Source organism: Weissella sp. ESL1139 (assembly GCF_058506735.1).
This window is the reverse complement of sequence record NZ_CP196375.1, coordinates 223,398-237,103: the sequence shown is the minus strand read 5'-3', so window position 1 is coordinate 237,103 and position 13,706 is coordinate 223,398. Positions and strand designations below refer to the sequence as shown.

Genomic DNA, 13,706 nt, shown 5'->3' with positions numbered 1-13,706 from the left:
CAACTTTCGTTGATGATTTCGTTTGAGTATTGTGACTCAATGGTCACAAGCGATTTTAAACTTATTTAAAAAACTCAAAAAATTACGCGGTGTATTTTTTCGGCTCAATTTTATTGATACTATCAATATAAATGAATTTAAAAATTTACAATTATGATTCAGTTTTCAAAGAACTAATAAACAACCCGTAGGTTGTTATGGAGAATATCGGGATCGAACCGATGACCTCCTGCTTGCAAAGCAGGCGCTCTCCCAGCTGAGCTAATTCCCCATTTCATGGGACTGAGAGGACTCGAACCTCCGACCTCACCCTTATCAGGGGTGCGCTCTAACCAGCTGAGCTACAGTCCCAGGTCGAATCTTATGATTCAATTGAGTGTTAATCACTCAAAACCAAATATCGTTTCGTATAGAATGTGTAGGTTCCGATTTTCCTTAGAAAGGAGGTGATCCAGCCGCAGGTTCTCCTACGGCTACCTTGTTACGACTTCACCCTAATCATCTGTCCCACCTTAGACGGCTGGCTCCTAAAAGGTTACCCCACCGGCTTTGGGTGTTACAAACTCTCATGGTGTGACGGGCGGTGTGTACAAGACCCGGGAACGTATTCACCGCGGCGTGCTGATCCGCGATTACTAGCGATTCCGACTTCATGTAGGCGAGTTGCAGCCTACAATCCGAACTGAGACATACTTTAAGAGATTAGCGTACCCTCGCGGGTTAGCGGCTCGTTGTATATGCCATTGTAGCACGTGTGTAGCCCAGGTCATAAGGGGCATGATGATTTGGCGTCATCCCCACCTTCCTCCGGTTTGTCACCGGCAGTCTCACTAGAGTGCCCAACTGAATGCTGGCAACTAATAATAAGGGTTGCGCTCGTTGCGGGACTTAACCCAACATCTCACGACACGAGCTGACGACAACCATGCACCACCTGTCACCTTGTCCCCGAAGGGAACACACTATTTCTAATGTTTGCAAGGGATGTCAAGACCTGGTAAGGTTCTTCGCGTTGCTTCGAATTAAACCACATGCTCCACCGCTTGTGCGGGTCCCCGTCAATTCCTTTGAGTTTCAACCTTGCGGTCGTACTCCCCAGGCGGAGTGCTTAATGCGTTAGCTGCGACACTCAAGGGCGGAAACCCTCGAACATCTAGCACTCATCGTTTACGGTGTGGACTACCAGGGTATCTAATCCTGTTTGCTACCCACACTTTCGAGCCTCAACGTCAGTTACAGTCCAGAAAGCCGCCTTCGCCACTGGTGTTCTTCCATATATCTACGCATTTCACCGCTACACATGGAGTTCCACTTTCCTCTACTGCACTCAAGTTATCCAGTTTCCAAAGCAACTCCTCAGTTGAGCTGAGGGCTTTCACTTCAGACTTAAATAACCGTCTGCGCTCGCTTTACGCCCAATAAATCCGGATAACGCTTGGAACATACGTATTACCGCGGCTGCTGGCACGTATTTAGCCGTTCCTTTCTGGTAAGATACCGTCACACACTGAACAGTTACTCTCAGTGCCGTTCTTCTCTTATAACAGTGTTTTACGAGCCGAAACCCTTCATCACACACGCGGCGTTGCTCCATCAGGCTTGCGCCCATTGTGGAAGATTCCCTACTGCTGCCTCCCGTAGGAGTATGGGCCGTGTCTCAGTCCCATTGTGGCCGATCAGTCTCTCAACTCGGCTACGCATCATCGCCTTGGTAAGCCATTACCTTACCAACTAGCTAATGCACCGCGGGTCCATCTCTTAGTGATAGCAGAACCATCTTTCAACCAACAACCATGCGGTTGTTGGTATTATACGGTATTAGCACTTGTTTCCAAATGTTATCCCCTGCTAAAAGGTAGGTTACCCACGTGTTACTCACCCGTTCGCCACTCTTTGAAATCAAAAATCAAATCAGAGCAAGCTCGTCATATCAATTTGCACAAAGCGTTCGACTTGCATGTATTAGGCACGCCGCCAGCGTTCATCCTGAGCCAGGATCAAACTCTCATTTTAAAAGTTTGAGTATAACTCAATATTTGTTATTTGTTTAACAGAAGTTAAACGAATTTATTAGCGAATTGACTTCGCAAATGTTTTTTGTATCAAGCAAATTGCTTGATAACCCTACACATTTGTTCTATCGAAACGATATTCAGTTTTCAATGATCAACATTTGTTGTTTTGCTAACAACTTAATTAATAATACAGAACTTAAAATGATTTGTCAACATGTTTTTTAAGAAAGCTTGCAAGTTTTATACGATTTACTATAAAATAAATAGCATCAATATACAGCAGACTTTTGTTCATTATTAATAATCAAGATGTCCCTCACAAGACAACTTTTATATAATACCCCCAAAAGAAATATAATGCAACCCCTTTTTACAATTTTGTTTATAATAATAATATTTATTACGTGTTATACTATTAAGAGAACTTTAACAGATTAAGGATATATATATGTCAAACAAAAAAAGCAAGCTAGATGCTGAAAAATTTTTAGCAATGTTATTACAATATAGTCGTGATTTTCACTATAATCATATCAACGTCAATGTTCGTTTAAATAGAAACCCTGCCTACACGCGTCAAGTCATGAATGTTAAACTAAAGCGTATCTCAAAAAAATATGGCAATGATGAACGTCTTTATGCTGCAATGACAGCAGAAGAAGGCCAGAGTTTTCTTTCATTAATTAACAAGCTGAAAGAAAAGATGTTTGCTAATTTTAATGAAAAAATTACTTGGCATACTGATTTATTAGATAGGGATAACCAAGAATTTGGCTATCGTCAAATACGCGAACGTGATCAATACAATAACTTAGAATTTGAACTAAAATTATAATCGGTAATAACTAAAAAACGAAGTGCTAATATTTTTGCACTTCGTTTTTTTAATTTACAGGAACTGGATGCTGCGCCGTATACAACGCTGCAATAATACCATGTGCAACGGACACATTTAACGATCGAACCGATCCAGTCTGTGGTATATATATCATTTTATCAGCAGCTTCAATTAATTCATCTGCTAACCCAATTTGTTCTTCACCAAATACAAAAACACTTTTTTCAGGAAACTTAGTCTCAAAGACATTATGTAATTCATAACCTGGTGTATTATCTACCGCATAAATCACATATCCTTCTTCATGCCACTTATCAAATAATTTTTGATAGTCTAATATACGATGATGGCTGATATGTTCATAATGTTGTGTTCCAACAGTACCACGCTTATTCCACTTTTTAGCGCCTTCAGCATTCTCCTTATCCATTGGATTATCTGGATTCAAAAAAACGATTTCTCGTCCTGAAAAAGCATTATGGTTTCTAACTGCCGTTGCTTTATTAAAATCATGACTTAAATTTTGCAAAACCGTAATCATGTACCCGCGTCGCTGATCTAATGCCTGCATAATTTCATCATTAGTCATGCCTTTAAACTCAGCACCCAAATTACGATAATCAATACTATTTTGTAAATCAATATGACTCATCATATTACCTCTACGATCTTATTATTCTAATTCATTATACCTAAATTTTTTCTTCTCTGCCCCTCTTATAATTATTTATTAATAATTTATGTTCATAACGAATTAATATTCTTCTTGGTTACACAATGCCGTTAATTTAATTCAAAAACTAACTTATTGTCTATATTTTTGCTATGCATTATTTTACTTCAGAAATCAGGCACACAAAAAAGACTCACATTTTACTGTGAGTCTTTCTTCAATTGCATCGCGACGTCCTATCCTCGCAGGAGGCGATCCTCCAACTACTTTTGGCGCTACTGAGCTTAACTGCTGTGTTCGGTATGGGAACAGGTGTGACCTCAGTGCCATCATCACGACACGTATTTATTGAGTGAACTTAGTTCTCTCAAAACTGAATCATAATTAAATTTTCTTGCCTTACACCACTTGCTACTTGGTTAAGTCCTCGAACCATTAGTACTAGTCCGCTCCATACGTCACCGTACTGCCACTTCTAGCCTATCTACCTTATCATCTATAAGGGGTCTTACTTCATTACTGAATGGGAAATCTCATCTCGAGGCGAGTTTCACACTTAGATGCTTTCAGCGTTTATCTCATCCGTACATAGCTACTCAGCGATGCTCCTGGCGGAACAACTGATACACCAGTGGTACGTCCACCCCGGTCCTCTCGTACTAAGGGCAGCTCCTCTCAAATTTCCTACGCCCGCGACGGATAGGGACCGAACTGTCTCACGACGTTCTGAACCCAGCTCGCGTACCGCTTTAATGGGCGAACAGCCCAACCCTTGGGACCGACTACAGCCCCAGGATGCGATGAGCCGACATCGAGGTGCCAAACCTCCCCGTCGATGTGGACTCTTGGGGGAGATAAGCCTGTTATCCCCAGGGTAGCTTTTGTCCGTTGAGCGATGGCCCTTCCATGCGGAACCACCGGATCACTAAGCCCTACTTTCGTACCTGCTCGACTGGTAAGTCTCACAGTCAAGCTCCCTTGTGCCTTTACACTCTGTGAATGATTTCCAACCATTCTGAGGGAACCTTTGGGCGCCTCCGTTACTCTTTGGGAGGCGACCGCCCCAGTCAAACTGCCTGCCAGACACTGTCTTCCACCACGCTTAGTGGTGTGAGTTAGAGTGTTCATACAACGAGGGTAGTATCCCACGTGTGCCTCCATCGAAACTAGCGTCCCGATTTCTACGGCTCCTACCTATGCTGTACAAGCTGCACAAACACTCAATATCAAGCTACAGTAAAGCTCCATGGGGTCTTTCCGTCCTGTCGCGGGTACCCCGCATCTTCACGGGTCTTTAAATTTCACCGAGTCTCTCGTTGAGACAGCGCCCAGATCGTTACGCCTTTCGTGCGGGTCGGAACTTACCCGACAAGGAATTTCGCTACCTTAGGACCGTTATAGTTACGGCCGCCGTTTACTGGGGCTTCAATTCGTACCTTCGCCGAAGCTAAGCACTCCTTTTAACCTTCCAGCACCGGGCAGGCGTCAGCCCCTATACGTCATCTTACGATTTTGCAGAAACCTGTGTTTTTGATAAACAGTCGCCTGGGCCTATTCACTGCGGCTCAGCTTGCGCTGAGCACCCCTTCTCCCGAAGTTACGGGGTCATTTTGCCGAGTTCCTTAACGAGAGTTCACTCGCTCACCTTAGGATGCTCTCCTCGACTACCTGTGTCGGTTTGCGGTACGGGCAGGTAAACACTAACTAGAAGCTTTTCTCGGCAGCGTGACATCACAGACTTCCCTACTTTATTTCGGTCCTCATCACAACTTGTCCTATAAGAAGCAAGCATTTAACTCACCTCAAGACTTATTGCTTGACCCAGCATTTCCAATCGCTGGGATCTGTTAGCCTTCTGCGTCCCTCCATTGTTCAAACATGTTCACCTGGTACAGGAATCTCAACCTGTTAGCCATCGACTACGCCTTTCGGCCTCGCCTTAGGTCCCGACTAACCCTGGGAGGACGAGCCTTCCCCAGGAAACCTTAGTCATACGGTGGACAGGATTCTCACCTGTCTTTCGCTACTCATACCGGCATTCTCACTTCTAAGTGCTCCACCAGTCCTCACGGTCTGACTTCACTGCCCTTAGAACGCTCTCCTATCGCGCCACTTACGTGGCACCCGTAGTTTCGGTGGTGTGTTTAGCCCCGGTACATTTTCGGCGCAGAATCACTCGACTAGTGAGCTATTACGCACTCTTTAAATGGTGGCTGCTTCTGAGCCAACATCCTAGTTGTCTATGCAACTTCACATCCTTTTCCACTTAACACACACTTAGGGACCTTAACTGACGATCTGGGCTGTTCCCCTTTCGACAATGGATCTTATCACTCACTGTCTGACTCCCGGACATACGTGATTGGCATTCGGAGTTTATCTTAATTTAGTAACCCGAGATGGGCCCCGCATCAAAACAGTGCTCTACCTCCAACACGCTATCTTCCGAGGCTAGCCCTAAAGCTATTTCGGAGAGAACCAGCTATCTCCAAGTTCGATTGGAATTTCACCGCTACCCACACCTCATCCCAACATTTTTCAACATGTACGGGTTCGGGCCTCCAGTGCGTTTTACCACACCTTCACCCTGGACATGGGTAGGTCACCTGGTTTCGGGTCTACAACAACATACTTAAGCGCCCATTTCAGACTCGCTTTCGCTACGGCTCCGGGCTTTCCACCTTAACCTCGCATGGTATCGTAACTCGCCGGTTCATTCTACAAAAGGCACGCTATCACCCATTAACGGGCTCTAACTTGTTGTAGGCACATGGTTTCAGGAACTTTTTCACTCCCCTTCCGGGGTGCTTTTCACCTTTCCCTCACGGTACTGGTTCACTATCGGTCACTAGAGAGTATTTAGCCTTACGAGATGGTCCTCGCAGTTTCCGACCGGATTTCACGTGTCCGGCCGTACTCAGGATCCTACACGGGAGTTTGCTTACTTTCACATACGGGGCTATCACCCTGTCTCGCTCAGTTTCCCAACTGATTCTGTTAATAAACAAATTTGTAACTCCACAACGGTAGTCCTACAACCCCAGAGTGCAAGCACTCTGGTTTGGGCTACTCCGCGTTCGCTCGCCGCTACTGACGGAATCGATTTTTCTTTCTGCTCCTGTTGCTAATGAGATGTTTCAGTTCACAACGTCTACCTTCGTTTAGCTATGTATTGACTAAACGATAACTTGCATAACAAGCTGGGTTCCCCCATTCGGAAATCCCCGGATCAAAGCTTACTTACAGCTCCCCGAGGCATATCGGTGTTAGTCCCGTCCTTCATCGGCTTCTAGTGCCAAGGCATTCACCATGCGCCCTTAATAACTTAACCGATCAACTTTCGTTGATGATTTCGTTTGAGTATTGTGACTCAATGGTCACAAGCGATTTTAAACTTATTTAAAAAACTCAAAAAATTACGCGGTGTATTTTTTCGGCTCAATTTTATTGATACTATCAATATAAATGAATTTAAAAATTTACAATTATGATTCAGTTTTCAAAGAACTAATGTTGAGTGTTAACCACTCAAAACTAAATATCGTTTCGTATAGAATGTGTAGGTTCCGATTTTCCTTAGAAAGGAGGTGATCCAGCCGCAGGTTCTCCTACGGCTACCTTGTTACGACTTCACCCTAATCATCTGTCCCACCTTAGACGGCTGGCTCCTAAAAGGTTACCCCACCGGCTTTGGGTGTTACAAACTCTCATGGTGTGACGGGCGGTGTGTACAAGACCCGGGAACGTATTCACCGCGGCGTGCTGATCCGCGATTACTAGCGATTCCGACTTCATGTAGGCGAGTTGCAGCCTACAATCCGAACTGAGACATACTTTAAGAGATTAGCGTACCCTCGCGGGTTAGCGGCTCGTTGTATATGCCATTGTAGCACGTGTGTAGCCCAGGTCATAAGGGGCATGATGATTTGGCGTCATCCCCACCTTCCTCCGGTTTGTCACCGGCAGTCTCACTAGAGTGCCCAACTGAATGCTGGCAACTAATAATAAGGGTTGCGCTCGTTGCGGGACTTAACCCAACATCTCACGACACGAGCTGACGACAACCATGCACCACCTGTCACCTTGTCCCCGAAGGGAACACACTATTTCTAATGTTTGCAAGGGATGTCAAGACCTGGTAAGGTTCTTCGCGTTGCTTCGAATTAAACCACATGCTCCACCGCTTGTGCGGGTCCCCGTCAATTCCTTTGAGTTTCAACCTTGCGGTCGTACTCCCCAGGCGGAGTGCTTAATGCGTTAGCTGCGACACTCAAGGGCGGAAACCCTCGAACATCTAGCACTCATCGTTTACGGTGTGGACTACCAGGGTATCTAATCCTGTTTGCTACCCACACTTTCGAGCCTCAACGTCAGTTACAGTCCAGAAAGCCGCCTTCGCCACTGGTGTTCTTCCATATATCTACGCATTTCACCGCTACACATGGAGTTCCACTTTCCTCTACTGCACTCAAGTTATCCAGTTTCCAAAGCAACTCCTCAGTTGAGCTGAGGGCTTTCACTTCAGACTTAAATAACCGTCTGCGCTCGCTTTACGCCCAATAAATCCGGATAACGCTTGGAACATACGTATTACCGCGGCTGCTGGCACGTATTTAGCCGTTCCTTTCTGGTAAGATACCGTCACACACTGAACAGTTACTCTCAGTGCCGTTCTTCTCTTATAACAGTGTTTTACGAGCCGAAACCCTTCATCACACACGCGGCGTTGCTCCATCAGGCTTGCGCCCATTGTGGAAGATTCCCTACTGCTGCCTCCCGTAGGAGTATGGGCCGTGTCTCAGTCCCATTGTGGCCGATCAGTCTCTCAACTCGGCTACGCATCATCGCCTTGGTAAGCCATTACCTTACCAACTAGCTAATGCACCGCGGGTCCATCTCTTAGTGATAGCAGAACCATCTTTCAACCAACAACCATGCGGTTGTTGGTATTATACGGTATTAGCACTTGTTTCCAAATGTTATCCCCTGCTAAAAGGTAGGTTACCCACGTGTTACTCACCCGTTCGCCACTCTTTGAAATCAAAAATCAAATCAGAGCAAGCTCGTCATATCAATTTGCACAAAGCGTTCGACTTGCATGTATTAGGCACGCCGCCAGCGTTCATCCTGAGCCAGGATCAAACTCTCATTTTAAAAGTTTGAGTATAACTCAATATTTGTTATTTGTTTAACAGAAGTTAAACGAATTTATTAGCGAATTGACTTCGCAAATGTTTTTTGTATCAAGCAAATTGCTTGATGACCCTACACATTTGTTCTATCGAAACGATATTCAGTTTTCAATGATCAACATTTGTTGTCTCGCTGACAACTTAATCTATATTACAGAAACAAAAGTACTTTGTCAACACTTTTTTTCAAACATAATCAAGACTTGATTTATCAATGCAATATCATTGCCAACTTGATATATAATACACACATATTTAATAAGAGTCAATGTTTTTAAAATTAATATATAAACAAAAAGAGCCAAGGCATTCATACCCTAGCTCTTATGACTATAAAAACATATTATTCAAATTAGAACAAAGATAATTGATTTTCATCAGGCATTCCATCCAGAACGCCATTATCATCCAAAAATTGTAATAACGTCTTTGAGATACCACCACGTTGTGCAAGATCCTCCTTTGAAAGAAATTCACCCGCTGCCCGCGCAGCAATAATCCGCTTTGCAACATTATCCCCTAATCCTGGTACTGAATTAAATGGTGCAATTAAAGTGTTACCATCAATCAACCATTCTTCAGCATCTGACTTATATAAGTCCACCATACTAAAATCAATGCCACGTTCAAGCGCTTCATTTGCAATTTCAAGTACGGTCAGTAAATCTTTATCTTTTGCTGATGCATCATTGCCTTGATGCTTAATCTCCATTATCTTAGCCTTTGTGCTATTTAAACCTCGTGACATCGAAACAATATCAAAATTACTAGCACGCACTGAGAAATAAGCAGCATAGTACAAAGTTGGGAAATAAACTTTAAAATAAGCAATTCGCAAAGCCATCAACACATAAGCAGCCGCATGCGCACGTGGGAACATATACTTAATCTTCAAACCAGATTCAATATACCATTCTGGCACACCTGCAGCACGCATTTCAGCTTGGAAATTATCAGCAATTCCTTTACCTTTACGTACTTTTTCCATTATTTGGAAAGATGATTCCGGATTAACACCATAATTAATTAAATCAGTCATAATCTTATCACGCGTTCCAATAACGGTACCGATAGTTGCGACACCACGTTCAATTAATTCATCCGCATTTCCACGCCAAACATCAGTACCATGAGATAGTCCAGAAATTTGTAGCAATTCAGAATAATTCTTAGGATGAGTTTCTTCCAACATACCACGTACAAAGGCCGTTCCGAATTCAGGAACCCCCAGCGTACCCGTCTTAGAAAAAATCTGGTCCTCAGTTACACCTAGTACCTCTGGCGATGAGAAAAGACTCATAACGCCGGGATCATTCATTGGAATAGTCGTTGGGTCAATACCAGACATATCCTGTAATGCACGTATCATCGTTGGATCATCATGTCCAAGAATGTCCATTTTCAAAATATTATCGTGAATAGAATGAAAATCAAAATGAGTTGTACGCCATGTTGCCGAAAGATCATCAGCTGGATATTGAATTGGTGTGAAATCATATATTTCCATATCATCCGGCACAATCAAAATTCCAGCTGGATGCTGACCAGTAGTTCGTTTAACCCCAGTTGCACCCATTGCTAGGCGTTCCACCTCAGCACCTCTAAATTGTTTATCATGATCACGTTCATAAGCTTTCACATATCCAAACGCAGTTTTATCTGCCACGGTCGCAATTGTTCCGGCACGGAACACATTATTCTCACCGAACAATGACTTCATATAATTATGCGCAAATGGTTGATAATCCCCAGAAAAGTTCAAATCAATATCAGGAACTTTATTACCTTTAAATCCTAAGAAAGTTTCGAACGGAATATTATGACCATCCCCAATCAATTTCGTACCATCTATCGGGCTCAACTTTTCAGGTAAATCATAACCTGATTCATACTCTCTAGGATCAACAAATTCGACGTAATCACCATTTACACTACGATAATGCGGTGGCAATGCGTTCACTTCAGTAATTCCGATTAACAAGGCAATTAATGATGAACCAACAGAACCACGTGATCCAACCAGATAACCGTCCTTATTTGACTTCGCAACTAAACGTTGTGCCACCAGATAAATGACCGCGAATCCGTTTTTAATAATTGAACTTAATTCTTGTTCAATACGAGCCTCAACAATTTGTGGTAATGGATTACCATACATTCGATAAGCCGTATCATATGATTTTTGACGAATTTCATCATTTGCAGTTGGCATATTAGGTGGATAATTACCAGTTTTAATTGCCTCAACATTATCAATCATATCAGCAACAACATGTGTATTATCAATAACTAATTTATGAGCCAATTCGTCACCCATCCAACTAAAATCATTCAACATTTCTTGGGTAGTTCTAAAATGCAACTCCGGTAAACTATGCCGATTTAAAGGATTAGCCCCACCTTGCGAACTAACCAAAATCTTACGATAAATTGCATCTTCTGGGTTAAGATAATGGACATTACCCGTAACAACCACCGGTTTATCCAATTCATCACCAATTTTAACAGCTTGCATCATTAATTCACGCAAGCGCGCCTCATCTTTAATCAGTTCACCTTCAATTTCAGGCAAGTAATTAGCTGATGGCTGAATTTCAATATAATCATAATATTTTGCTTTAGCCTTGGCAGCTGCATAACCTTTTTGCATCAAGGCTTCCCAAAACTCACCAGAGCTATCACCAGTTCCTAGTAGCAGACCTTCACGATACTTATTCAATAACGAACGCGGTACGCGCGGTGTACGGTACAAATAATGAATATTTGACTCCGAAATCATTTTGTAAAGATTCTTAACACCAACTTGGCTTTTAACCAATACAACCGCATGATTAGGGCGTCCATGGCGCCAAGCATCATTTTCTGTCATATGATCATTCAATTGATCAGCATGAGTAATCCCATATTTCTCACGTGCCTCATCAAGAAAAATGCGGTTCAAATGTCCCGTTGTTTCCGAATCGAAAATTGCACGGTGATGTTGTTCAAGTTGCACACCAAAATGTTTGGCTAATGTATTCAACCGATATGAACGCATGTGCGGATATAAGAAACGTGCCAACGTTAGCGTATCAATTACAGGATTAGTAATTGCTGACATACCATGTCGTTCATATCCCTCATTCATAAAGCCCATATCGAAGGTTACATTATGTCCAACCAAAATAGCGTCACCGTAAAATTCACGGAATGCTTTAAAAACTTCTTCTTCAGTTTTTGAACCACGAACCATATCATCCGTAATTGAAGTTAAATCTGTGGTCGTCTGACTTAATGGGAAACCTGGATCAATAAATTCAGAGAATTCTTCAACCACATTTCCCTTTTGCATTTTAACAGCTGATAATTCAATAACTTTATCATAAGCTGCTGATAATCCAGTGGTCTCCACGTCAAAAACAACAAATTCTGACTCACTCAAATCAATGTGGGCTGGATTGAAAATGATGGGTTCTCCGTCTTCGACTAAATTAACTTCCACACCATAAATCATTTTCATATCATTATCCGCAGCCGCTGATGCCGCTTCTGGGAATCCTTGAGCACCGGCGGTATCTGTTATCGCGATTGCTGACATGCCCCAGTCATGGGCTTGTTTAACATAATCTTTAATACCATTTGTCGCATCCATCGTTGACATCAACGAATGGGTATGCAATTCAATTCGCTTGCCATCACCTTCATAAGTTTCAAGACGAGGTTGGTGTTTCACAACTTGAATGTCATAGGCCATCATTGTCAAATCATGCAAGAAATCGTCTTGTTGAACTGGTCCACGGGCTCTAATCCACATACCAGCTTTAATGTTTTCAAAGAATTCAATATCTGCATCGTCACGTGAAAACTTTTTTAATACAAACGAGCTCGTATAATCAGTCACCTTCATGGTTAACAATTGTCGTTCTGACTTTAAAACTTTAACCTCTGCATCAAAGATATAACCTTCTACGACAACCGAGCGTTCCTCATCGATAATATCGACCATATCTGTAATTTCAGCATCACTAGCAATCTTACGACCCAAATTACTAGCACCACCATTACCACCACTATGACTGACTGTCTTACGTTGCTTAGCAGCTTGTTCAATTTGTACCTGAGCGCGTTGTGACAATTTTTCATCCTGTGAAGCGCGTTGTGCTAAAGCTGCAGCTTGTGATTGGGCCACCAAATCAGCATCCACATTTACGACAAATGGTAATTTATTGCTAACGCCTAATTGTTGATAGGTCTGCTCAATTAATGGTAATCCAGTTTGTTTAGCATACTTTTCCCAAGTATTAGATGCAAAGTTTAACACCAGCTTACCATCATCAACAACCGGCATAACTTGATTAAAAGCCCGCTGAAATGCGCCTGGTTCATTTTGATGTTGCTGTAAAACCCAGCTCCAATAATTCACAATTTGTGATAATTGTGGTTGATTTACCAATTTAATTTCATAATTAATCGTTGCGATACTAGCAAAAGTTGTTTGTAGCTTACTAATCAATGTCGCTAACGTCGTGACTTCAGGTAATTCTGGCAACGCAAAATGGAATTGCCAAACTCGCGACTGCTTGTGTACCGTTAACTTGGTAAGGGTGGCATCTTGGAAGATGTCAGGCACCTCCTCGTATTGCAACTGTTGTAACAATACTTGAAATTGTTCTTGCGGATTCAACGCCATTACTTATAGCCCCTTTCCTAAGTTTTATAATCTACTGTTATTATACATTGTCCTAAGAATATGAAAATAACAAAACGATTAATAGATTTGTTAAACATAAAAAAGAGGAAGCAACGGGCAAGTTGCTTCCTCTTTAAATAATGAATAGTACTAATACTATGCCATTATTATTAATCTAGATGGGCTTCTAAATTAATTGGATAAGGTATATTACTATATACCAGTTTAAGGAGTAGTTGCAGGAATGGGCATTCCTGCTAGGTTATGAGTAATCATTATGGGTATCGATGTGATATCTCTGTATCATTCATCGATGGTT

3 protein-coding genes, 2 tRNA genes and 4 rRNA genes are annotated in these 13,706 nt (G+C 42.5%); 1 reads left to right on the top strand and 8 read right to left on the bottom strand.

The window, feature by feature from the left end; translation table 11 throughout:
• Nucleotides 1-198: 198 nt before the first annotated feature.
• The 3 genes from ACSYSF_RS01065 to ACSYSF_RS01055 form a co-directional block, all read right to left on the bottom strand.
• Nucleotides 199-271: transfer RNA gene (locus ACSYSF_RS01065), tRNA-Ala, on the bottom strand.
• Between the two features lie 6 nt (nt 272-277).
• Nucleotides 278-351: transfer RNA gene (locus ACSYSF_RS01060), tRNA-Ile, on the bottom strand.
• An 88-nt stretch (nt 352-439) separates the two neighbouring features.
• Nucleotides 440-2,013: ribosomal RNA gene (locus ACSYSF_RS01055) — 16S ribosomal RNA — on the bottom strand.
• A 450-nt stretch (nt 2,014-2,463) separates the two neighbouring features.
• On the opposite strand from ACSYSF_RS01055, the gene ACSYSF_RS01050 reads away from it, so the two are divergent.
• A complete protein-coding gene (locus tag ACSYSF_RS01050; RefSeq protein ID WP_489867897.1) occupies nt 2,464-2,850 on the top strand; it encodes a hypothetical protein in 387 nt (128 codons plus the stop codon).
• Between the two features lie 49 nt (nt 2,851-2,899).
• Here the strand turns inward: ACSYSF_RS01050 and ACSYSF_RS01045 are convergent, their stop codons facing one another.
• The 5 genes from ACSYSF_RS01045 to ACSYSF_RS01025 all read right to left on the bottom strand — a co-directional run bounded on the left by ACSYSF_RS01045 (nt 2,900) and on the right by ACSYSF_RS01025 (nt 13,387).
• On the bottom strand, nt 2,900-3,505 hold the full coding sequence (locus ACSYSF_RS01045; RefSeq protein ID WP_489868276.1) for a TrmH family RNA methyltransferase: 606 nt from the start codon (nt 3,503-3,505) through the stop codon (nt 2,900-2,902).
• 244 nt (nt 3,506-3,749) lie between these two features.
• Nucleotides 3,750-3,866: ribosomal RNA gene (rrf, locus tag ACSYSF_RS01040) — 5S ribosomal RNA — on the bottom strand.
• Nucleotides 3,867-3,941: 75 nt separating this feature from the next.
• A 23S ribosomal RNA gene (locus ACSYSF_RS01035) occupies nt 3,942-6,857 on the bottom strand.
• Between the two features lie 249 nt (nt 6,858-7,106).
• Nucleotides 7,107-8,680 (bottom strand): 16S ribosomal RNA (locus ACSYSF_RS01030).
• Together the 16S, 23S and 5S rRNA genes with 2 tRNA genes alongside form the textbook arrangement of a ribosomal RNA operon.
• 390 nt (nt 8,681-9,070) lie before the next feature.
• Nucleotides 9,071-13,387 carry a PolC-type DNA polymerase III gene (locus tag ACSYSF_RS01025; RefSeq protein ID WP_489867896.1) on the bottom strand — a complete coding sequence of 1,439 codons (4,317 nt, stop codon included), beginning with the start codon at nt 13,385-13,387 and terminating at the stop codon, nt 9,071-9,073.
• Between the last annotated feature and the right edge of the window lie 319 nt (nt 13,388-13,706).